Origin of the sequence: Flavobacterium antarcticum DSM 19726 (assembly GCF_000419685.1) — a bacterium.
Lineage (GTDB): Bacteria > Bacteroidota > Bacteroidia > Flavobacteriales > Flavobacteriaceae > Flavobacterium > Flavobacterium antarcticum.
The window spans coordinates 17,727-39,074 of sequence record NZ_ATTM01000006.1 but is presented as its reverse complement, the minus strand read 5'-3'; the positions used below and the strand labels follow the sequence as shown (position 1 = coordinate 39,074).

Here is a 21,348-nt window from a genome sequence, read left to right as displayed (position 1 = left end):
TAAGTCGAAAGTTTAAAAGCCGTAAAGTCAAAAGAAAAAACAGTGTAATGCGTAACTAAAAATTAGGTAATCAACCTTCCTCTTCTTCCAATCCATCTACTTCTTCGTCTCTATCTTGATTTAATTCATAGAAGCTAAAAAACGAACCACCATATCCTTTTTGAAAAGAGAAATTATCCAATTCGGTCATTTTTGTATACTTGGAATGTTCAATAATCATCATTCCATCTTCTTGTAATAATTCGCGTTCGAAGACCGTTTTGACAATATTTTCAAACGTTTCTTGGTCAAAACCGTAAGGTGGGTCTGCAAAAATGATGTCGTAGGAACTTGTGTTTTTCGCCAAAAATTTCATTACATCGCTTTTTATTGCCGTAATGTTGAAGTCGTATTCGTCAGCAGTTTGCTTAATAAATTTAATGCAACCAAAATCACCATCCACCGAAATAACATTCTCGCATCCACGGGAAGCAAATTCGTAACTGATGTTTCCGGTTCCGGCAAATAAATCCAACACTTTGAGTCCGCTGAAGTTAAAATGGTTGTTCAACACATTAAACAATGCCTCTTTACTCATATCCGTCGTGGGACGAACGGGTAAATTTTTAGGTGGTGAAATGCGTCGTCCTTTGTGTTTTCCTGAAATGATTCTCACGATTGAAAAAGTATAAAATGCTTTAGATTGTCGGCTTTTGTAAAATTATTACGGGTTTGTAATGTTGAAACGTCCAATAATTGAACATTTCGAACATACTTAAATGCGATTTCAAAAAGTTCATCTTCTTTGGAAATGGCTCCTAAAAGATTCAAATTGAAATATTCTGGATTGAGTTGCAATTGTTCAGCTGTGAATAAAAGGTAGTAAATGAAATCTTCTTTTGTCGAATAGTCAAAGGAATTGAAGAGTAGTAATTGTTGGTTTTTCAACACAACAATTTCAAATTTCTCACTACTGAAATGAACGAAAACTTGTATCTCTTCTTTGTTTTTCGAAAGTGCCAACAAACTTTCCAATAGAATACTGCTGAAATGTTTGTAATCAAAACTCTCAAATTGGTCTAGCAAATAATTGTTCAAATTCACATACGGAACATAAACGTTATTGATTTCCTGATTCTGAATCGCATCAAATGTGTAGAAATCAGTTTCGAAAACTTTGGTGTTGTATTGTAAATAACTTGCTAAATATTCTTCGTCAAATAATGCCTTTGGTACAAACGTATTCAAATTATTATCATGAATAACAACGACTTCATCGTAGATTTTAGTCAATTCCTTGTGGTCCAAAAAAGCTTTCCAATACAAATCTTCCACTTTGGTATTTCGTTGAAAAATAGTAAACGGAATATCGCTGAACGAAAGCACTTCATTATTCAAAGTGTCCACCACGCAAAAGCTGAATCCATTCAAAGAAACTTGAAGAACGAGTTTGCGGTAGTTTTTTTCGGTAATATTGAGATTCAATTTGACAGACTTTATTATAGATCGACAAACTTACGATAATTTTAAAAGAGTGTGATTTGAAAGTTTGAAAAATGTACTTGTCATTCTGAATTTATTTCAGAATCTAACTCGCACAAATGAGATGCCGAAATAAATTTAGCATGACAAAACAGAAAAAATTGTAACCTACAATCTGTGTAAATTCGTGCAATCTGTGTAAAAGCTTTTTCAATAACTAATAATCTCTGTAAAAACTTTCCGTACTTTGCGTTTCTTGAACTTAAATTATGACTTCCACTCAATTCTATTCTACGCTAAAGCGAAAATTTCCCTTCGTTACCACAGTTAAACAAGATTTGTTTTTTCAGCAAATTGCTGTTTTTCTTACAAATGATAAAAAAGATGAAATTTTCGTATTGAAAGGATATGCAGGAACCGGAAAGACGACCGTCATTTCTACGATTGTAAATAATTTAGTCGAATTAAACAAAAAATACGTACTTCTAGCGCCAACAGGTCGCGCAGCGAAAGTAATTGCCAATTATTCCGAAAAACCGGCATTCACGATTCATAAAAAAATATATTTTCCCAAAAAAAATAAAGGTGGAGGAGTGACTTTTACAATAATGCCAAACAAGCATAAAAACACGATTTTCATTGTCGATGAAGCTTCAATGATTTCTGATTCTGATTCTGAAAATAAAATGTATGCGAATGGTTCACTTTTGGACGATTTAGTGTTTTACATTTATTCGGGAACGAATTGTAAACTCTTACTTTTGGGTGATACCGCACAATTACCCCCAATAAACAGAGATGAATCTCCCGCTTTGAATACTGATATTCTCCGTCTGAATTATGATATGGAAGTTGAGTCAATCGAGTTGGATGAAGTAATGCGACAGGAAGAAAATTCAGGGATTTTATATAATGCAACTGCGCTTCGGGAATTGTTGGAAGAGCAATTTTTTGAGCAATTTAAGTTTACACTTCGTGGCTTTAAAGACATCACGCGATTGCAAGATGGTTATGATATTCAAGATGCTATTCAGTCGGCTTACAGTAATTACAGTATTGAAGATACGGCATTTATAGTGCGTTCGAATAAACGTGCAAATGCTTATAATCAGCAAATTCGAATGAAGATTCTCGATAAGGAAAGCGAACTTTCAACGGGTGATTTCTTGATGGTTGTCAAGAATAATTATTTTTGGTTGAAAGACAGCGATGAAGCGGGTTTTATTGCCAATGGTGACATTATTGAAGTACTTGAAATTTTTGGTTTCATGGAATTATACTCCTTTAAATTTGCCAAAGTAAAAGTCAGAATGGTGGATTATCCGAATCAAATTCCCTTTGAAACCATCGTTCTATTAGACACGACAACAAGCGAAACGCCGTCCTTGAGTTACGAGGAATCGAACCGATTGTACCAAGAAGTTTTAGCCGATTACGAAAGTGAAGGAGCTCAATACAAACGTTTGGCAAAAGTGAAAGAAAATGAGTTTTTCAACGCTTTGCAAGTCAAGTTTTCTTATGCGATTACGTGTCATAAATCGCAAGGAGGACAATGGAATACGGTGTTTATTGAACAACCTTATTTGCCAGACGGAATTACTCAAGATTATGTGCGATGGTTGTACACGGCAATGACTCGAGCAAAAGACAAGTTGTATTTGATTGGGTTTAAGGATGAGTTTTTTGAGGAGAATTGAAATAATTACACGCAATATTTTTTTTAAATGTCTCGCAAAGACGCGAAGACGCAAAGAATTGTAGGTTCTTAACGCAGGTGTTTACTCATGAAAAAATATTAAGATTTATCGCATTTCGATACTTGAAATTTAATAGCTATAAAATCAAAAGTCTTATTTCGCTTTGCGTCTTCACGCCTTTGCGAGATTAAATTTTTCATCTAATAATTAAAAAATAATTAGCGAACAAAAACTCAATTTTATTCGCATTTAGTTCCGATTTAAAACAAATTTCCCGAATTTGCACCCTAATCAATTTCAACGAAAAATAATGAAAATTATAGCTGTAATTCCCGCTCGATATGCTTCTACACGATTTCCTGCAAAACTCATGCAAGATTTATGTGGTAAAACTGTGATTACTCGAACGTACGAAGCGGCTGTTCAATCAAAATTGTTTGATGAAGTTTTCGTGGTTACCGATTCCGATTTAATTTTTAATGAAATCGAATCGCAAGGAGGAAAGGCGATTAAAAGTATTCGCGAACACGAATCAGGTTCAGACAGAATTGCGGAAGCGGTTGCAAATATGGATGTTGATATTGTAGTAAACGTTCAAGGTGATGAGCCATTTATCGATACGGATTCTTTACAACAATTAATTACCGTTTTCAGAAATGACGCGGAAAATAAAGTTGATTTAGCATCGCTCATGCGAGAAATCACTGATGATTCTACAATTGAAAACCCGAATAATGTCAAAGTTGTTGTTGACCAAAGTCAGTTTGCTTTGTATTTTTCGCGTTCTGTAATTCCTTTTTCAAGAGAGAAGAATGTTGGCGTTCGTTATTTTCAACACATTGGGATTTATGCTTTTCGCAAACAAGCTCTGATGGATTTTTATAGTTTGCCGATGAAGTCATTAGAAGCGTCGGAGAAATTGGAGCAATTGCGTTATTTGGAATTTGGCAAACGCATAAAAATGGTTGAAACAAGTCATATTGGAATCGGAATTGATACGGAAGAAGATTTGTTTCGGGCACGAGAAATGTGGAATTCAAACCATTAATTGGTATCTTTGAAAACCGTTGCCGCTTTAATTTCGTTTGTAAAATAAAGAACGCTATCTCATGAAAAAAAAACTACTTTTCTTACTTTTAATATCGTCTTTAGTTGGTTTTGCGCAACAAGACGCTTGGGTTTATTTTACAGATAAACCAGATTCGGCGACTTATTTAGCCAACCCTTTGAACATGCTTACGCAAAAGTCACTTGATAGAAGAACGGCTCAAAACATCGCTTTAGATGTAAAAGATGTTCCGATTTTTCCATCGTACATTTCACAAATTACGAATGCGACAGGAATTACGGTTAAAGCAAAATCAAAGTGGTTGAACGCGTTGCACATTCGAGGAAGCGTAGAAAATATTCAGCAACTTACATCGCTTTCATTCGTGGATTATATTCAGTTTGCAGATAAAACGCTGAATGCAAGTAATTTAGGAAAAGGTGCTGCTGCTGCAGATTTTCAAGCGGTTAATAAGGTTTTAGATGTCCAAATCACCTTTGCTTATGGAGATTCGAACAATCAGATTGCAATGCTTGGTGGCGATTTATTGCATGAACAAGATTTCACAGGAACCGGAAAAACGATTGCAGTAATGGATGCTGGTTTTCCCGGAGTCAATACCGCAGCACCTTTTCAACGGTTGTTTAACAATAACCTCATTTTGGGAGGATATGATTTTGTGAATCGATCGACAGACTTTTACACCGGTGGAAGTCATGGAACATTAGTGCTTTCAACAATGGGCGGTTATACCGAAAATTCATTAGTAGGAACCGCTCCCGATGCGGCTTATTATTTGTTTATTACCGAAGATATAGCAAATGAGAATCCACTCGAAGAATCGAATTGGGTGGAAGCTGCAGAAGAGGCAGACCGTTTGGGAGTGGATATAATTACCACCTCATTAGGTTATTTTAGTTACGACAATCCAAATTACAGTTATACGTATGAAGACATGAACGGCCTCAATTCATTCGCTTCTCGCGGTGCTGACGTGGCATTTTCTCGGGGAATTATTTGTGTGACTTCGGCCGGAAATTCAGGTGCGACTGTGAATCCACATATTTCAGTTCCTGCTGATGCAACTACTACATTGGCTGTTGGAGCCGTTGACGCTTCAGGAATTTACACAAGTTTCAGTTCAATTGGCCCTTCTTTTGACGGCAGGGTGAAACCGGATGTGGCGGCTCAAGGTGTGCAAGCGGTTGTTTCTGATCCTTCGGGAAATATTGGCTTAGCAAGCGGAACTTCGTTTTCAGGACCAATAACTGCAGGAATGGTGGCGTGTTTATGGCAAGCATTACCCACAAAAACAAATGTTGAAATCATTCAGATTATAAAACAATCAGCAAGTATTTATACTAATCCAACGCCTCAATTGGGTTATGGAATTCCAAATTACAATACGGCACTTTCAAATACTTTAGGAATTAAATTTTTAGAAAATGAAAAGGTTGTACTCTATCCCAATCCTGTGAAAGATGTTTTAAACATTGCAACTAATGGTATTTCAACGGAAAAAAAAGTAACGATTTATTCGGCTTTGGGTCAAAAAGTTTTGGAAACAAAAGCTACTTCGCCTAGTATTTCAATTCCGATTTCTGAATTATCTTCTGGAGTATATTTTTGCAGAATAAATTCGGGAGAAAAACAAACTACTAAAACATTTATCAAACAATAAAACACATTATCTTGGAAAACAAAATCACATCACTTTTCAACATAAAATATCCGATAATACAAGGCGGCATGATTTGGAACAGCGGCTATAAATTAGCAAGCGCGGTGAGCAATGCCGGTGGATTAGGACTCATAGGAGCCGGCTCCATGTACCCAGAAGTTTTACGGCAACACATTCAAAAATGTAAAAAAGCAACTGATAAACCTTTTGGTGTCAATGTTCCTATGTTGTATCCCAATGTAGAAGAAATCATGAATATTCTAGTTGAAGAAGGCGTTAAAATCGTTTTCACTTCGGCAGGAAATCCAAAAACGTGGACTTCTTTTTTAAAAGAAAATGGAATTACGGTTGTTCACGTAGTAAGTAGTTCCAAATTTGCACTAAAAGCCCAAGAAGCCGGAGTTGATGCTGTTGTTGCTGAAGGATTTGAAGCAGGCGGACACAACGGGCGTGAGGAAACCACTACGTTAACACTAATTCCGATGGTTAGGGAGAAAATTACGGTTCCTTTAATTGCTGCAGGAGGAGTTGCCACCGGAAGAGGAATGCTCGCTGTTATGGTTCTCGGTGCTGATGGCGTTCAAGTTGGAAGCCGATTTGCAGCTTCAATTGAAAGTTCATCGCATGATCATTTTAAAGACACGATTTTGCAAGCGGAAGAGGGAAGTACACAAGTTACTTTAAAGGAATTAGCTCCTGTCCGATTGATTAAAAATAAATTTTACCAAGACATTCAAGACTTATACGCAAAATGTCCGACTCCTGAAGAACTAAAAGAATTACTCGGTAGAGCCCGTGCCAAAAAAGGAATGTTTGAAGGCGACCTAGTAGAAGGTGAATTGGAAATAGGTCAAATCGCTGGATTAATACACGAAATTTTGCCTGCAGGAACGATTGTTGAAAATATGGTTAGGGAATTTGAAGATGCGAAGCGAGAAGTGCCGTCCTTCTAGTTTTAAAAACGAGAATAAAGTGGTACATTGACATACTTTGCTTCCTTATTTAGCATTGTGAAACTATATTTCTAGGCACTTATGTATTTAATTTGTGATCTACCTTTGAATGACAACAAATCGTTATTCTTTACGTTATACACGAAAATAAGCTTAATTTCACACCCAAAAACTTACATTTTATTTTATGAAAATGAATCAATTAAAATTCAGTCTTGTTATACTAATCTGCTCTTTTTTTGCAGCAAATGCCCAAGATAAAATTAATCAGTTGGATGCAAAAGGAAAAAAAGATGGCTTATGGAAAGGTGTTTTTGAGGATTCAAAACGTCCACGGTATGAAGGTACTTTTGAGAATGGAGTAGAAGTAGGCACTTTCAACTATTTTGACAATACCAAAGCACAATCGGTGATTGCGACACGTGTTTTTTCAGAAAAAGGAACGGTGGCGCAAACCACTTTTTTTGATCAAAAGAATAATAAAGTCAGTGAAGGAAAAACGGTAAATCGATTGAATGAAGGAATTTGGAACTACTACCACAAAGGTTCAAAACAGCTAATGTCGGTTGAAAATTATAAAAATGGAAAATCAGAGGGAATTCGGAAAGTCTATTTTCTCTCAGGCGCTCTTGCAGAAGAGACAATGTATAAAAATGGTAAGAAAGAGGGTGTTTATAAAGCCTATCTTGAAAATGGAACGGTGGTAGAAGAATCAAACTTTAAAAACGACCTGTACGAAGGAGAAGCTATTTTTAGAGACATGCTTGGGCAAATAGTAAGCAAAGGAAACTTTGTTAAGAATGAAAGAAAAGGAATGTGGGAGTTTTATAAAGATGGGAAACTTGTAAAGAAAGAGAAATATCCCGTTCGCGTTAAATTTGAAAAAAGAACAAATATCCCAAAACTTTAGTTTTGGGATATTTTTTGAACTAAAATTAAATTCTCCTTAACTATTAAAACAAATTTTAAGTAGTATTTTTGCGTCTTAAATAAATTGAAGGTGAAAAGAGTAGTAGTTGGTCTTTCAGGAGGAGTGGATTCTAGTGTAGCAGCGTATCTTTTGCAACAGCAAGGCTACGAAGTCATTGGCTTATTTATGAAAAATTGGCACGATGATTCAGTTACCATTTCTAATGAATGTCCGTGGCTTGAAGACAGTAATGATGCTTTATTAGTGGCGGAAAAATTAGGAATTCCTTTTCAAACTGTCGATTTAAGCGAACAATACCAAGAAAAAATTGTGGACTACATGTTCAGCGAATACGAGAAAGGCCGAACGCCGAATCCCGACGTTTTGTGCAACCGTGAAATTAAATTCGATGTATTTACTAAAATCGCTTTGAGTTTAGGAGCTGATTTCGTTGCAACAGGTCATTATTGTCGCAAAGGCGAAATGGAAGTAGACGGAGAAAAAGTCTACCAACTGCTTGCTGGAAAAGACGACAATAAAGATCAATCGTATTTTTTATGCCAACTTTCACAAGAACAACTTTCAAAAGCGTTATTTCCAATAGGGGAATTAACGAAGCCTGAAGTGCGTCAGATTGCTGCTGAAATGGAATTAATTACTGCCGAAAAACGAGATTCACAAGGTTTGTGTTTTATTGGAAAAGTACGTTTACCAGAATTTCTGCAGCAAAAATTACAACCAAAAGAAGGTTATATCGTGCAAATCGATAAAGACGATTCTATTTATCAAGAAAAATTAGAAACAATCAGCAGTCCGGAAGAGCAATTTGCTTTTGATGCAAAAAATAAATCCTACGAACCAACAATGGGTAAAGTCGTGGGTAAACACCAAGGAGCTCATTATTTTACAAACGGTCAACGGAAAGGTTTAAATGTGGGAGGAACAACTGACCCTTTATTTGTGATTGCTACGAATGTGGATACCAATACGATTTATACCGGTTTAGGAAATCAACATCCCGGATTATTCAAAAGTGCATTGTACATTAAGCAAGATGAAGTGCATTGGATTCGCGAAGATTTGGCTTTGGCCGAAAATCATACATGCGAAGTCATGGCTCGTATTCGCTATCGTCAGCCGCTACAGAAGGCTACTTTGCACCAATTTTCACATGGAATGCACGTTGTGTTTGAAGAACCGCAATCTGCGATTACAGAAGGGCAATTTGTAGCTTGGTACGAAGGCGAAGAATTGTTAGGTAGTGGCGTGATTTCCTAGTTTTTCTATAATTATCACCTCATTATGTGCTTCAACCCTTGGTATGGTTTGTACTTGGACGACTGTCAAATCTAGTAATTCCAAATAGCTTTTATTTCGATTATTATCTGCCTCTGTTAAACACATCGTGTTGAATAGAATCAGTCCTTTTGGTACGAGTAATTCTAAAATTCGGTTGACGAAAAATGCTTCGAATAAAAAGTTAGGCATTTTTGTATCTTGAAAGATATCAATGATGATGAGGTCGTATTGCTCTTTGGTTTTCAGTACAAATTCAAATGCATCATCAAGAATTAAATCAAAATTAGGGATGGTATCGAGTTCAAAATACGCTTTGGCAATAGCAATGACATTGGCGTCAATTTCTACACCAGTAATTTTGTTGGAGTAACCCACTTCCCGTACTAAAGTTTTAATAACACTTCCTCCTGCAACGCCAAGTACAAGAATATGATTCATTTGTGCGATGCGTTCAAATCCAATTTTTAGAAGTCCAATTCTCAAAATCCGTTGTAAACTGCCGTAGGAATAATTCGTATGGGCGGAATCGAGCACTAATTCGCCATTGGCCCACGTTACTTCCAGCGTTTTGCTCCAATGCGATTTTTCGGTCTTTATATTAATAGGTACGATGTAGCTCAACCATTTTTTCAACATAAAATCAAATTTATTCAAAAATAGCGGAATAATATTATATTTGGCCCAATTTACAACGAGATGAAGAAAAAAATATACAGGTGGATTTTCTATAACCTGATGGGATGGAACATTAAGGGTGCTATGGATTCCGATATTCAAAAAAGTGTATTGATGGTAGTTCCACACACAAGTTGGCACGACTTCTTCACAGGAATGCTGACCAGAGGTATTCTCGGTTTAGAAATGAATTTTGTGGCTAAAAAAGAATTGTTCGTTTTTCCGTTTAATTATTATTTTCGTTGGATGGGTGGTGCTCCTTTAGATCGTTCAAAAAATAAAAATACGGTAGAAAATATTGCATCTATTTTTAAACAGCGAAAAACATTTCGACTTGCCATTTCCCCAGAAGGCACTCGGAAAAAAGTGACGACATGGAAAACGGGTTTTTATTACATTGCAGTGGAAGCTGCTGTTCCTATAATTCCTGTAGCATTTGATTATAAAAATAAAGAAGTGGTGTTGCATCCTGCATTTTATGCAACAGGAAATAGAGAAGAGGATTTTCAAGTTTTGAAAAAGTACTTCGTCGGAGTGAAAGGAAAAATCCCTGAGAATAGTTTTTAGTTTCTAAAACCAAAATGATTTTAAGTACGTATATGAAAGTAGAAGGTTGGTTTAATAGCTCCAACTTTACTGAAATGATTTTGTGTTTGTTTTATTGGTTTTGGAAGTCCCATTCTTTTTTAGAGTGGGACTTTCTTATTTTGGGTTAGAAGGTTTGTAGTCGTAAAAAGTTCCGTCGTTGTAGAAAAAAACAATTGTATCTATTTGTTTCGTACTCGAGTTTTGATTCAATAAATTGGCGTAGGATGAAGGAGGATTGTCACTTTTTAGTTCTTCCGCATTTTCAACTTTCATAGCGGATTCTTCTTCTTTTTTCACTTCTTCAAAAATTGGGGTAGGCGTATTTTGAGCTTCCTCTACACTAATTTGTTCGCTGTCGTTTTTTAAATAGGAACCTTTGCCATCTAGAAACCAATACAAGTTGAGCTCTGGAAATAGGTCTAAAATTTTCATCACAAAATCTAAACTTGGTTTATTCCGACCTGATAAAAGATGCGAAATACTAGAGCGTTGCACACCTATTTTATCTGCAAAAGAGGAAGCACTCAAGCTATAATGATCCATTATAAACTCCAATCGTTTGATAAAATCTTCTGTATTCAGCATGGCAATTCTTTTTAGTAAACATTGATTACAAATGTAAATAAACTTAAGCAATAATCAATTGTTACAATAGTAAATTAAATAAATATAATGAAAAATAAGTATATTTATACTTTAGGTAAACTTAATTAAGTTACTGATTTTTAAAGAAATTTGCTTCTATTTTAATTTTATCATTTCTGATTGTTACATCAGTTACAAGCGTAAAGTAAGTTGAGGTTAAAAGTGTTTACAATGGTAAACTATTGAGCAATAAATGATGTTTACAATTGTAATTACAAAGATGTTTACTTTTGTAACTCAATAAAAAACAGGATGAATTACGAAAAGGTACATACGGAATATAGGGTGTATTCCATTGAGGGGCGTTATGTAAATTTGGGACTGCTTGAATCGTTTTTAAATTTATTAAACGCGACAGTCAAAGTCGATGTGTCGGGTTATTCAGTTCAAGGCCGTCCGATATATAAATGCCAAATGGGTCGTGGTGACACTAAAATTTTGATTTGGTCTCAAATGCATGGAAACGAATCAACGACTACCAAGGGATTGATAGATTTTATTAATTTCTTGCAAAGCGGTACAGATAAGGCGAATCAGATTTTGAGTGAATATACTTTTGTAGTGTTTCCTATGTTGAATCCTGATGGGTCGGAGGTATACACACGCGTAAACGCAAATGAAATAGATTTGAATCGTGATTTTCAAGAGTTGACACAGCCTGAAAGCAAGTTACTCATGGATTGTCACAATGCATTTAAGCCTGATTATTGTTATAATCTCCACGATCAACGAACTGTTTTTGGTGTGGGATTAACCGGTAAGCCAGCTACTATGTCGTTTTTAGCACCTTCTTTTAATGAAGAGAAAGAATATAATGATTCTCGAATTAAAGCTGTTGTTGCTATTATGAAAATGGTAAAGTCTTTACAGCACTTCATTCCAGGTCAAATTAGTCGATTTGACGATAGTTTTAATAGTAATTGTGTTGGCGATCAATTCCAATCTTTAGGAACATCTACGGTTCTTATTGAAGCTGGTCACTATCCGAATGACTATGAAAGAGAAGAAACACGAAAGTATGTTTTTATTGCATTATTGTCAGTATTCTATTCTTCAAGCGAAAACGTTGTAGTGGACTGCGTTTTGTCTGATTACTTGAACATTCCTCAAAATATTCCTAATTATTACGACATTGTTTATAAAAACGTAAGAGTTAATTATGATAACTCAGATTTAATAACGAATTTTGCACTTCAATTTCGAGAACAGCTCGTAAATAATAAAGTTGTTTTTAACGCTTTTGTTGCTAAAGTTGGAAATTTTCATGATTTTTCCGGTCACATCGAATACGATGCTAAACAAGCATTGTATAGCGATAGCAGGAGCAATTTTCCGATATTAGATGAAAAAGCAGATTTTAGTCTTAATAACAAGCTTAAATTTGTTAATGGTTTGGTAAAAAATTAGCAAAAATTCATTTTTTTGAAAAATAATTGATTTTTTTGTACTCGAAATTGTCCTGAATACTAAATATAATAAATTGTTGCTATGAGTAAGTTTAGACTAGATGAGGTGGATCATCAAATTTTAGATATGTTAATTGACAACACGCGTGTTCCATTTACAGATATTGCGAAGAAATTGCTTATTTCTGCTGGTACAGTACACGTTCGTGTGAAGAAAATGGAAGATGCTGGAATAATCATGGGTTCATCATTGACACTTGATTATGAGAAATTAGGATATTCGTTTATAGCTTATGTGGGTGTATTCTTAAATAATACATCTCAAACAAAATTTGTTTTGGAGCGAATCAATGACATTCCTTTTGTAACTGTAGCACATGTGACTACTGGAAAGTTTAATATTTTCTGTAAAATAAGAGCAAAAGATACAAAGCATGCTAAAGACGTAATCTTCATGATTGATGATATTGAAGGGGTTTATCGTACTGAAACGATGATTTCACTTGAAGAAAGCATCAACGATAAAAAGCGATTGATGCATACTATTTTTCAAAACATGTAATTCATTGCATTGAATAATATTTACCAACCTCAAGTGAAAACTTGGGGTTTTTTATTTATCTATAGTTGTTTTTTTTTAACGAAACAAAAGTGATTGAATAGTTTAATTAATAACAGTCAATGTGTTTACAATTAATATTTTAAACTTTCTAAATTATGTGATCTCATTGTAGAAAAATCTAAACTATGAATCAAATAGATACTGATTGTCTCGACTCTATTATCTTTATTCTTTACTCTATATTCTATATTCTATATTCTTTTTCTTTCTTCTAAATCCTTAATTTTTTTCTTATGAACTCAAATCAATTATTGCCTAATGAATACGCTGCATTTTACGCTCCATACGTTGCAACTTTAGACAATGTCCTATTGCTGGAAGAGCTTGAAATTTCAGTGCATCGCCTTCGAAATTTCGTACAAGACATTCCCATGGATAAATACGATTATAGTTATGCGAAGGGAAAGTGGACAATTAAAGACATCTTGCAACACTTGATTGATTCTGAACGCGTTTTTGCCTATCGTGCGATGCGGTTTGCGAGAAAAGACTTTACACCATTGCCCGGTTTTGAGGAAAATCAGTATGCAGACGTTGCTGAAGGTTCTAAGCGAAGTATTCGCGATTTGCTTACGGAGTTAGCAATCGTTAGAGAAGCAACGCTGTGTTTGTTTAGAACGTTTTCTGACGAGGCTTTCCAACTTATTGGAACAGCATCGGGAAGAGAGATGTCCGTTCGTGCTTTAGGGTTTATTATTATTGGCCATCAAAATCACCATCAGAACGTGTTTCAAGAGCGGTATTTGTAGTGAAAGTAATGCAGTAAGTATGTTTATTCAAGCTAAAGTAAATTAGGTAATTACGATTTTTGACATATAAAAATAACGATAAAAAAAGGAACTTTAAAAAGTTCCTTTTTTGTGTATTTAATCTTCGTCTTCTTCATCGTCTTCCGTTGAGGGCTCGTCGCGATCCTCATCATCGTCGTCAAAATCAGGCTTGTCAACCATGTCGTCTTCGTCTTCATCATCAGTCATATCTTCATCTTCTAAGTCAAGACCTTTGATCGTTTCCAATGGAGCAACAACATCGTCTATTTCGTCTTCATCGTCAAAATTTTCCAATCGAGTGGCTAATTTTGTGCTGACTTTTACCAAGTAAATTGTGTCTTCTGTTTTTACTTCAACAGCTTCAATCAATTCGTTCTTCGCATTTCTAAAGCGGATGATATGGGAATCATCATAACCATCAGGAAATCGATCTACCAAAAGGTTCAGGATTTCGTTCGTTAATTTGGCATAATCAACAATAACTCTCTTCATACAATTCTATTATAAATCTAGTAAATAAGCAAAAATTAGTGGTGCAACAATCGTAGCGTCCGATTCAATGATGAATTTTGGCGTTTTAATATCCAATTTTCCCCAAGTGATTTTCTCATTTGGAACCGCTCCAGAATACGAACCGTAACTAGTAGTTGAGTCAGAAATTTGACAGAAATAACTCCAGAAAGGTGTTTCCGGCATTTCCATATCTTGGTACAACATCGGAACTACGCAAATTGGAAAATCTCCTGCAATTCCACCACCGATTTGGAAAAACCCAATTCCATTAGCTGAATTTTTTGGATACCAATCCGCCAAGAATGTCATGTATTCAATTCCTGATTTCATCGTAGAAGCTTTTAATTCTCCTTTGATTACGTAAGACGCGAAAATATTTCCCATCGTACTGTCTTCCCAACCTGGGCAAATGATTGGTAAGTTTTTTTCTGCCGCAGCGTACATCCAACTGTCCTTCAAATCAATTTCGTAATATTCTTCTAAAACGCCTGATAAAAGCATTTTATACATATATTCATGCGGCAAGTAACGTTCTCCTTTGTCATCAGCATCTTTCCAAATTTTGTAAATGTGCTTTTGCAAACGACGGAATGCTTCATGTTCTGGAATACAAGTATCCGTTACACGATTTAATCCTCGTTCCATCAAATCCCACTCTTGTTCTGGTGTTAAATCACGGTAGTTCGGCACTCTTTCGTAATGAGAATGTGCCACCAAGTTCATGATGTCTTCTTCAAGATTTGCACCTGTAGTAGAAATAATATGTACTTTGTCCTGACGAATCATTTCTGCAAAAATCTTTCCGATTTCTGCTGTACTCATTGCTCCAGCAAGTGTAACCATCATTTTAGCTCCATTGGCTAATTGCTCCTCATAACCTTTTGCAGCATCTACTAAAGCAGCTGAATTGAAATGCAAATAATGCTTCTCAATAAACTGACTTATCGGTCCTTTACCCATGTCTTTTTATTTTTGTGTGTTGTGTTCTCGTATTTAAGTCCGCTTCAAAGAAAACAGTTTTTTTTGAAAATTCAAACTTTAATTTGAAAACTATTTTCTATTGTAACCTAAAATCTCTAAAACTTGATCTGAAGTTTGTTGTTCTGAAAAAACTTCAGTTGCCAAAATTCCATTTTCATCACGGTCTATCAAAATATGTTTAGGTTGTGGAATTAAACAGTGATGTAATCCTCCGTAACCGCCAATTGTTTCTTGATAAGCACCTGTGTTGAAAAATCCAATATACAACGGTTTGTCTTTGTTGTACTTTGGCAAATAAATAGCGTTCATGTTTTGTTCAGAATTGTAATAATCATCGCTATCACAAGTCATTCCGCCCAAAAGCACCCGTTCGTACGTATCGTTCCAACGGTTAACGGCCAACATAATAAAACGTTTGTTGATAGCCCAAGTGTCCGGAAGTGTTGTAATGAAAGAAGAGTCAATCATGTTCCACTTTTCACGGTCATTTTGTTGTTTTTGATATAAAACTTGGTAAATCGCACCGCCACTTTCACCAACGGTAAACGAACCGAATTCCGTAAAAATATTTGGAACATCTACTTCTGCTTCATCACAAGCTATCTTGATTTGATTGATAATTTCATCAATCATGTATTGGTAATCGTATTCAAACGCTAATGAGTTTTTAATAGGAAAGCCACCACCAATATTTAAACTGTCTAATGTTGGACATTCTTTTTTAAGTGCAACAAAAACTTTAATACATTTCACTAATTCGTTCCAATAGTACGAAGTATCTGCAATTCCAGTATTAATAAAGAAGTGAAGCATTTTCAATTCTAAATTTTCGTTTTCCTGAATTTGCTTTTTATAAAAAGCAACGATGTTTTTATATCCAATTCCTAGTCGGGAAGTATAGAACTCAAATTTAGGTTCTTCTTCAGCTGCAATTCGGATTCCAATTTTAAATTTTCCTTTAATTTGACCCTGAAGTAAATCTAATTCTTCGTAGTTGTCAATGATTGGAATGGTGTTTTTATGACCGTTATTAATTAATCGAGCGATATTGTCAATATATTGATCCCGTTTAAAACCGTTGCAAAGCACGTGTGTGTTTTTATTGATTTTACCGTTTTCCAATAATTTCTCTACAATGTTAACGTCAAAAGCCGAAGACGTTTCAATATGAATATTGTTTTTGAACGCTTCATTCATAACATATTCAAAATGCGAACTCTTTGTGCAGTAACAGTAGTAATATTTGGCGTCGTACTTATTTTTCTCCATCGATTTTCTAAACCAATTCTTTGCACGATTGATGTTATTAGAAATTTGTGGTAAGTAAGTAAATTTTAAAGGTGTTCCATATTGTTCAACCAATTTCATCAAATCGATGTTGTGAAACTGTAAGTGGTTATCCTTATTTAAGTTGAATTCAGTTTGCGGAAAATAATAAGTCTGGTTGATTAAGTCGAAATATCTAGTATTCATGAGCTTTTTTAAGATTTTGATTAAAGTTAAAATAAATAGTGAACCTTACCTTAATTCAAACCCTAAAATTTGCATAAATGATGGGTAATTTCTCATTAAAAATCAATTCATATCTTCCGATAGAAATGCTCCAAAAACTTTCCAATACCGTCACACGATGCCACAACTGATGCATAGCCTTATTTAACCTCTTTTTGTAGAAGTGGTTTGACGTTCTATTTTTGGATTTATTCATGGGGACAAATGTAAAAAAATATTAATTCGTAATGCAAGGCTTTGACACAAAAAAATAATTAAGATTTATAATCTTCAAAAGCGCTCATAATTATCGCAGTAGCCACTTCTTGATTGATTTTTATAGTTCCAATCCCGTCTAAAAGTGCAAATTGAATCTTTCCGTATTCATTTTTCTTATCGTGAATCAACAAATCACAAATAGGAGTAAGGTCTTCTTGCAGAATTTCAACGGTTCCAAAGATCGATTTTATCGTTTCTTTTATCTGAATATATTCTTCCGAAGTAATCAGTTTTTTCTGCAACGAAAGATAACTTTCTAAAATCATGCCGATGGCAATTGCTTCCCCATGGAGTAAAGTCGTTTTTTCTTGGCTTTCCAAAAAATAACTTTCAATAGCGTGACCTAGCGTGTGACCGAAATTCAGCGCTTTCCGAATGCCGTTCTCCTTCGGGTCTTGTTGCACAATGTGATTTTTGATAGCAATGGCTTCATAGATTAAATCGTCTAAATCGGAAGTATCTAATTGCGCTAAATCTGAAAAACGATTCCAATACTGTTTGTCATAAATTAGTCCGTGTTTTAACATTTCTGCAAGTCCGGATCGCATTTGATTTTGCGGAAGCGTTTCTAGAAATCGCGTATCTATAACGACCAGTTTTGGATTTGTAATCGTGCCTATTTGGTTTTTCAAACTGCCTAAATCAACTCCATTTTTTCCGCCAACTGACGCGTCAACCATTCCCAAAAGTGTTGTGGGGACATTTATAAATTCAATTCCACGCTTGAAAGTAGACGCTACAAAACCACCTAAATCAGTAATGACGCCACCACCTAAATTTAAAATTAAACTTTTTCGATCCGCTCCGAAATCGGTTAAGATACTCCAAACTTCACTGCAGGTTTGAATGTTTTTATTAATTTCGCCTGATTCTAATTCGATAATTTCAAAGCGAGTTTCCGTAGCTAAATGCGGCAAAAAAACAGGAAGACAATGTTCACTTGTGTTTTCGTCCACAATGATGAATATCTTTGAATAGTTGGTTTCTTGAATAATTAGATGTAAGGCAGTATAGGCATTTTCGTTGAAAACAATCGAATAATCTGCTGCTTGAATAGTGTTCATGAAATTTATTTGAAGATACAAAAATAGATTATTTTTTTTAACCTGATATTTTTCAAAAACGACAAACGCTTCTTTATACTTCATTTATGAAAATGTAACTTAAAATTTTTCTAAATTAGTGAAACAAAAACCAAACAATAGTACTTTTACACCTTACTAACTTTAAAAAATTATATGGCTTCAGGTTTTTTTGCTTTATTAGATGATATTGCTTTGCTAATGGATGATGTCGCATCGATGAGTAAAATTGCTGCTAAAAAAACAGCAGGAATTTTAGGCGACGATTTAGCTGTTAATGCTGAAAAAGCTTCTGGATTTGTGTCATCAAGAGAATTACCCGTTTTATGGGCAATTACAAAAGGTTCAGCTCTAAATAAACTAATTATTTTACCAATTGCTTTTTTATTAACTGCATTTCTTCCGTGGCTGATCAATGTTATTTTAATTCTAGGTGGACTTTATCTTGCATACGAAGGAGCCGAGAAAATTTACGAATATTTTTTTCCACATCCGACAGCTAAAAAAGTAGAAGTACTTGAAAAAATTTCAGAGGAAGAAATTCTAGCTTTAGAGAAAGTAAAGATAAAATCAGCAATAGTGACTGATTTTATTCTATCTGTAGAAATTATCATCATCGCTTTGGGAACCGTTTCAGATCAAGTGATATCAATGCAAATAATGGTAGTAAGTATTATTGCTTTTATTGCAACAGTTGGTGTTTACGGGATAGTGGCGTTGATTGTTCGGATGGATGAAGCGGGTTACAAATTGATTCAATGGAGTGCGGGTCGAAATAATGGATTGCAAAAATTGGGGACACTTTTAGTGAAAGCATTACCGCGTGTAATTCAATTCTTAGCGGTTGTAGGAACTATAGCATTATTATTTGTTTCTGGTGGAATCTTTGCACATCAACTTCCTTTTCTAAATGAGTATGTGCCATTTATTCCAGGTTGGTTAGTAGAATTTTTATTAGGCTTACTTGTAGGCTTAGTTTGCGTTTTTTTAGTAAAAATTTTCAAGAAAATTTTTATAAAAGAAATCGTTTCGCATTAATATAAGTAGGTTTATTATTAAAAAATAGATTCAAATTTATGGCTTCAGGATTTTTCGCATTGTTAGACGACATTGCCACTTTAATGGATGATGTCGCGGTATTAAGTAAAGTCGCAGCAAAAAAAACGGCGGGTATTTTAGGAGACGATTTAGCCGTAAATGCGGAAAAAGCTTCAGGTTTTGTGTCGTCGCGTGAATTGCCTGTTTTATGGGCCATTTCTAAAGGTTCGCTACTGAATAAAGTAATTATTTTACCAATTGCTTTTTTATTAACAGCATTCATTCCTTGGTTAATAACGATCATTTTAATTTTAGGTGGATTGTATCTTGCCTATGAAGGAGCCGAGAAAATTGTAGAATGGATTTTTCCGCATGAACATGCTGACAAGCACGAAGAAATCAAAGAATATTCTGAGCAAGAAATTCTAGCTTTGGAAAAAGTAAAAGTAAAAGCAGCGATTGTAACCGACTTTATTTTGTCAGTTGAAATCGTAATAATTGCTTTAGGTACTGTAATTGGTAAAGAATTGTGGTCGCAAGTTGTAGTCGTAAGTATCATTGCTTTAGCGGCAACAGTAGGTGTTTACGGAATCGTAGCACTAATTGTACGAATGGACGAAATGGGTTACAAACTAATCCAGTGGAGTCACGGTAGAAACAATTTGTTGCATAAATTTGGAACCTTATTAGTGAAAGCGTTGCCTAGAGTAATCCAGTTTTTATCGATTGTCGGAACATTAGCTTTGCTATTCGTTTCAGGCGGAATTTTTCATCATCAAATCGAATTTCTTCATCATTATTTTGATTTTATGCCGGATTGGATTACTGAATTTCTGCTGGGTTTAATCGTAGGCTTAGTTTGCGTTTTTGTAGCAATGTTGTTTAAAAAAATCTTCAAAAAGAAAGTAGTTACAGATTAAAAGATGTTTTCATCTTGTTTGACGGAGAAATTGCTTTTTTTTACTAAATTCGCCTTCAAAAAGTGCCACTTAATAATCAAATACTGATTACCTTTGCACCATCATTATAATTCTTATGGAAAAAATATTCAACAATACCCAAGTTGCATTTGCTTTAAAAAGTGATACTGAATTAGACCGCGCTTATTTTTTATTTAAAATGATTGCGAATCAACCTTTGGTTCGTATCGGAACGGCGGTTACTAATTTTGCCATTAAAGCACATTTGCCTGTGGAAGGACTAATTCGGGCAACGGTTTTTGACCACTTTTGTGGCGGAATCAATGAAGTCGACTGTTTATCGGTGGTAGATAAAATGCATACAAAAGGTGTTTCGTCCGTTTTAGATTATTCTGTGGAAGGAAAAGAGGAAGAGGAACAATTTGACGCTGCGTTAAAAATGACGCTCAAAACAATTGATTTTGCTGCCGAAAAGCAGGCAATTCCTTTTGCGGTTTTTAAACCAACGGGTTTTGGTCGGTTTGAACTGTACCAGAAAATAGGAGAAGGAAAAACATTAAACGAAGCAGATCAGAAAGATTGGAATCGTGTGATCGAACGTTTTGATATCGTTTGTAAAGAAGCACATAAGCAAAACGTAGCCTTATTGATTGATGCTGAAGAAAGTTGGATGCAAGATGCCGCAGATGATTTGGTGACGCAAATGATGCAGAAATACAATAAAGAGAAAGCCATCGTTTTCAACACCCTTCAAATGTACCGTCACGATCGTTTAGACTATTTGAAAAAAATACATGCTTTGGCGGAAACCGAGGGATTTTTCATAGGAATGAAAATCGTTCGTGGAGCGTATATGGAAAAAGAAAATAAACGTGCGGAAGAAAAAGGATATCCAACCCCAATTTGCGCCTCAAAAGAAGCGACCGATATTAATTATGATGCTGCGGTAGACTATATGTTGCAACATTTAGATCGAATGTCGATTTTTGTAGGAACACACAACGAAACGAGTTCGTACAAAGTAATGAACCGAATTAGCGAATGGAACTTGGACCGCAACGACAACAGGATTTGGTTTGGACAACTTTACGGAATGAGTGACAACATCAGTTACAACCTTGCAGCATACGATTATAACGTAGCTAAATATTTACCTTTTGGACCTGTTCGCGACGTGATGCCGTACTTGATTCGTCGTGCGGAAGAAAATACTTCTGTAGCAGGACAAACCAATCGTGAGTTAGAGTTAATCAAAGCCGAACGCGAACGTAGAAAGAAAAAATAAAACA

21 protein-coding genes are annotated in these 21,348 nt (G+C 35.1%); 13 read left to right on the top strand and 8 right to left on the bottom strand.

Annotated elements, in window-relative coordinates; translation table 11 throughout:
- Positions 1 to 70: 70 nt before the first annotated feature.
- Positions 71 to 655 (bottom strand): 16S rRNA (guanine(966)-N(2))-methyltransferase RsmD, encoded by a 585-nt coding sequence (rsmD, locus tag YWA_RS0111125; RefSeq protein ID WP_022828585.1) that lies wholly within the window; start codon positions 653 to 655, stop codon positions 71 to 73.
- Positions 652 to 1,464 (bottom strand): DUF3822 family protein, encoded by an 813-nt coding sequence (locus YWA_RS0111120; RefSeq protein ID WP_022828584.1) that lies wholly within the window; start codon positions 1,462 to 1,464, stop codon positions 652 to 654. Before YWA_RS0111120 ends, rsmD begins: the two co-directional genes overlap by 4 nt.
- A 266-nt stretch (positions 1,465 to 1,730) precedes the next feature.
- Here YWA_RS0111120 and YWA_RS0111115 point away from each other — a divergent pair, with 266 nt between their 5' ends.
- From YWA_RS0111115 to mnmA, 6 genes are all read left to right on the top strand, one after another.
- Positions 1,731 to 3,158 carry an ATP-dependent DNA helicase gene (locus YWA_RS0111115; protein ID WP_022828583.1) on the top strand — a complete coding sequence of 476 codons (1,428 nt, stop codon included), beginning with the start codon at positions 1,731 to 1,733 and terminating at the stop codon, positions 3,156 to 3,158.
- Positions 3,159 to 3,468: 310 nt separating this feature from the next.
- Entirely contained in the window at positions 3,469 to 4,206 is a 738-nt protein-coding gene (gene kdsB, locus YWA_RS0111110; protein WP_022828582.1) for a 3-deoxy-manno-octulosonate cytidylyltransferase, read from the top strand.
- 61 nt (positions 4,207 to 4,267) lie between these two features.
- Positions 4,268 to 5,887, top strand: a complete 1,620-nt coding sequence (locus YWA_RS0111105; protein WP_022828581.1) for a S8 family serine peptidase — start codon at positions 4,268 to 4,270, stop codon at positions 5,885 to 5,887.
- A gap of 11 nt (positions 5,888 to 5,898) precedes the next feature.
- Entirely contained in the window at positions 5,899 to 6,840 is a 942-nt protein-coding gene (locus tag YWA_RS0111100; protein WP_022828580.1) for an NAD(P)H-dependent flavin oxidoreductase, read from the top strand.
- Between the two features lie 187 nt (positions 6,841 to 7,027).
- On the top strand, positions 7,028 to 7,750 hold the full coding sequence (locus YWA_RS0111095) for a toxin-antitoxin system YwqK family antitoxin (RefSeq protein ID WP_022828579.1): 723 nt from the start codon (positions 7,028 to 7,030) through the stop codon (positions 7,748 to 7,750).
- Between the two features lie 90 nt (positions 7,751 to 7,840).
- A complete protein-coding gene (gene mnmA / locus YWA_RS0111090) occupies positions 7,841 to 9,028 on the top strand; it encodes a tRNA 2-thiouridine(34) synthase MnmA (RefSeq protein ID WP_022828578.1) in 1,188 nt (395 codons plus the stop codon).
- Here mnmA and YWA_RS0111085 read toward each other — a convergent pair.
- Positions 9,005 to 9,685, bottom strand: coding sequence for a spermidine synthase (locus YWA_RS0111085; protein ID WP_022828577.1), 681 nt, complete (start codon positions 9,683 to 9,685; stop codon positions 9,005 to 9,007). The two genes, mnmA and YWA_RS0111085, sit on opposite strands and share 24 nt — an antisense overlap.
- Before the next feature lie 60 nt (positions 9,686 to 9,745).
- On the opposite strand from YWA_RS0111085, the gene YWA_RS0111080 reads away from it, so the two are divergent.
- Positions 9,746 to 10,291 (top strand): 1-acyl-sn-glycerol-3-phosphate acyltransferase, encoded by a 546-nt coding sequence (locus YWA_RS0111080; protein WP_026718757.1) that lies wholly within the window; start codon positions 9,746 to 9,748, stop codon positions 10,289 to 10,291.
- A gap of 135 nt (positions 10,292 to 10,426) precedes the next feature.
- Here YWA_RS0111080 and YWA_RS0111075 read toward each other — a convergent pair whose 3' ends face one another.
- Positions 10,427 to 10,897, bottom strand: coding sequence for a helix-turn-helix domain-containing protein (locus YWA_RS0111075; RefSeq protein WP_022828575.1), 471 nt, complete (start codon positions 10,895 to 10,897; stop codon positions 10,427 to 10,429).
- Positions 10,898 to 11,209: 312 nt separating this feature from the next.
- On the opposite strand from YWA_RS0111075, the gene YWA_RS0111070 reads away from it, so the two are divergent.
- The 3 genes from YWA_RS0111070 (at position 11,210) to YWA_RS0111060 (ending at position 13,734) form a co-directional block, all read left to right on the top strand.
- Positions 11,210 to 12,364, top strand: coding sequence for a M14 family metallopeptidase (locus YWA_RS0111070; RefSeq protein WP_022828574.1), 1,155 nt, complete (start codon positions 11,210 to 11,212; stop codon positions 12,362 to 12,364).
- Positions 12,365 to 12,445: 81 nt separating this feature from the next.
- Positions 12,446 to 12,925 (top strand): Lrp/AsnC family transcriptional regulator, encoded by a 480-nt coding sequence (locus YWA_RS0111065; protein ID WP_022828573.1) that lies wholly within the window; start codon positions 12,446 to 12,448, stop codon positions 12,923 to 12,925.
- Between the two features lie 293 nt (positions 12,926 to 13,218).
- Positions 13,219 to 13,734 carry a DinB family protein gene (locus YWA_RS0111060; protein ID WP_022828572.1) on the top strand — a complete coding sequence of 172 codons (516 nt, stop codon included), beginning with the start codon at positions 13,219 to 13,221 and terminating at the stop codon, positions 13,732 to 13,734.
- Positions 13,735 to 13,851: 117 nt separating this feature from the next.
- Here YWA_RS0111060 and YWA_RS0111055 read toward each other — a convergent pair whose 3' ends face one another.
- The 4 genes from YWA_RS0111055 to aroB all read right to left on the bottom strand — a co-directional run bounded on the left by YWA_RS0111055 (position 13,852) and on the right by aroB (position 18,083).
- Positions 13,852 to 14,247, bottom strand: a complete 396-nt coding sequence (locus YWA_RS0111055) for a hypothetical protein (protein WP_022828571.1) — start codon at positions 14,245 to 14,247, stop codon at positions 13,852 to 13,854.
- Between the two features lie 9 nt (positions 14,248 to 14,256).
- Complete coding sequence (locus tag YWA_RS0111050) at positions 14,257 to 15,228, bottom strand: deoxyhypusine synthase family protein (RefSeq protein WP_022828570.1); 972 nt, start codon at positions 15,226 to 15,228, stop codon at positions 14,257 to 14,259.
- A 90-nt stretch (positions 15,229 to 15,318) separates the two neighbouring features.
- On the bottom strand, positions 15,319 to 16,722 hold the full coding sequence (locus YWA_RS0111045; RefSeq protein WP_022828569.1) for a type III PLP-dependent enzyme domain-containing protein: 1,404 nt from the start codon (positions 16,720 to 16,722) through the stop codon (positions 15,319 to 15,321).
- A 293-nt stretch (positions 16,723 to 17,015) separates the two neighbouring features.
- Positions 17,016 to 18,083, bottom strand: coding sequence for a 3-dehydroquinate synthase (gene aroB, locus YWA_RS0111040; protein WP_026718756.1), 1,068 nt, complete (start codon positions 18,081 to 18,083; stop codon positions 17,016 to 17,018).
- A 174-nt stretch (positions 18,084 to 18,257) separates the two neighbouring features.
- Between aroB and YWA_RS0111035 the strand changes: the two genes are divergently transcribed.
- The 3 genes from YWA_RS0111035 to YWA_RS0111025 all read left to right on the top strand — a co-directional run bounded on the left by YWA_RS0111035 (position 18,258) and on the right by YWA_RS0111025 (position 21,344).
- The gene (locus YWA_RS0111035; RefSeq protein ID WP_022828567.1) at positions 18,258 to 19,139 is read left to right on the top strand and encodes a DUF808 domain-containing protein; all 882 of its coding nucleotides are present in this window, start codon (positions 18,258 to 18,260) and stop codon (positions 19,137 to 19,139) included.
- A gap of 38 nt (positions 19,140 to 19,177) precedes the next feature.
- Positions 19,178 to 20,059, top strand: coding sequence for a DUF808 domain-containing protein (locus tag YWA_RS0111030; RefSeq protein WP_022828566.1), 882 nt, complete (start codon positions 19,178 to 19,180; stop codon positions 20,057 to 20,059).
- Between the two features lie 115 nt (positions 20,060 to 20,174).
- A complete protein-coding gene (locus tag YWA_RS0111025) occupies positions 20,175 to 21,344 on the top strand; it encodes a proline dehydrogenase family protein (RefSeq protein ID WP_022828565.1) in 1,170 nt (389 codons plus the stop codon).
- The last annotated feature ends 4 nt before the right edge of the window (positions 21,345 to 21,348 follow it).

Bases quoted from the DNA above. Each gene is read 5' to 3' on its own strand.
- YWA_RS0111045 (WP_022828569.1), bottom strand. From the start codon at position 16,722: ATGAATACTAGATATTTCGACTTAATCAACCAGACTTATTATTTTCCG.
- YWA_RS0111080 (WP_026718757.1), top strand. From the start codon at position 9,746: ATGAAGAAAAAAATATACAGGTGGATTTTCTATAACCTGATGGGATGG.
- YWA_RS0111095 (WP_022828579.1), top strand. From the start codon at position 7,028: ATGAAAATGAATCAATTAAAATTCAGTCTTGTTATACTAATCTGCTCT.
- YWA_RS0111105 (WP_022828581.1), top strand. From the start codon at position 4,268: ATGAAAAAAAAACTACTTTTCTTACTTTTAATATCGTCTTTAGTTGGT.
- aroB (WP_026718756.1), bottom strand. From the start codon at position 18,083: ATGAACACTATTCAAGCAGCAGATTATTCGATTGTTTTCAACGAAAAT.
- YWA_RS0111115 (WP_022828583.1), top strand. From the start codon at position 1,731: ATGACTTCCACTCAATTCTATTCTACGCTAAAGCGAAAATTTCCCTTC.
- YWA_RS0111070 (WP_022828574.1), top strand. From the start codon at position 11,210: ATGAATTACGAAAAGGTACATACGGAATATAGGGTGTATTCCATTGAG.
- YWA_RS0111055 (WP_022828571.1), bottom strand. From the start codon at position 14,247: ATGAAGAGAGTTATTGTTGATTATGCCAAATTAACGAACGAAATCCTG.
- YWA_RS0111085 (WP_022828577.1), bottom strand. From the start codon at position 9,685: ATGTTGAAAAAATGGTTGAGCTACATCGTACCTATTAATATAAAGACC.
- YWA_RS0111060 (WP_022828572.1), top strand. From the start codon at position 13,219: ATGAACTCAAATCAATTATTGCCTAATGAATACGCTGCATTTTACGCT.
- kdsB (WP_022828582.1), top strand. From the start codon at position 3,469: ATGAAAATTATAGCTGTAATTCCCGCTCGATATGCTTCTACACGATTT.
- YWA_RS0111075 (WP_022828575.1), bottom strand. From the start codon at position 10,897: ATGCTGAATACAGAAGATTTTATCAAACGATTGGAGTTTATAATGGAT.
- YWA_RS0111025 (WP_022828565.1), top strand. From the start codon at position 20,175: ATGGAAAAAATATTCAACAATACCCAAGTTGCATTTGCTTTAAAAAGT.
- YWA_RS0111050 (WP_022828570.1), bottom strand. From the start codon at position 15,228: ATGGGTAAAGGACCGATAAGTCAGTTTATTGAGAAGCATTATTTGCAT.
- YWA_RS0111065 (WP_022828573.1), top strand. From the start codon at position 12,446: ATGAGTAAGTTTAGACTAGATGAGGTGGATCATCAAATTTTAGATATG.
- YWA_RS0111035 (WP_022828567.1), top strand. From the start codon at position 18,258: ATGGCTTCAGGTTTTTTTGCTTTATTAGATGATATTGCTTTGCTAATG.
- YWA_RS0111030 (WP_022828566.1), top strand. From the start codon at position 19,178: ATGGCTTCAGGATTTTTCGCATTGTTAGACGACATTGCCACTTTAATG.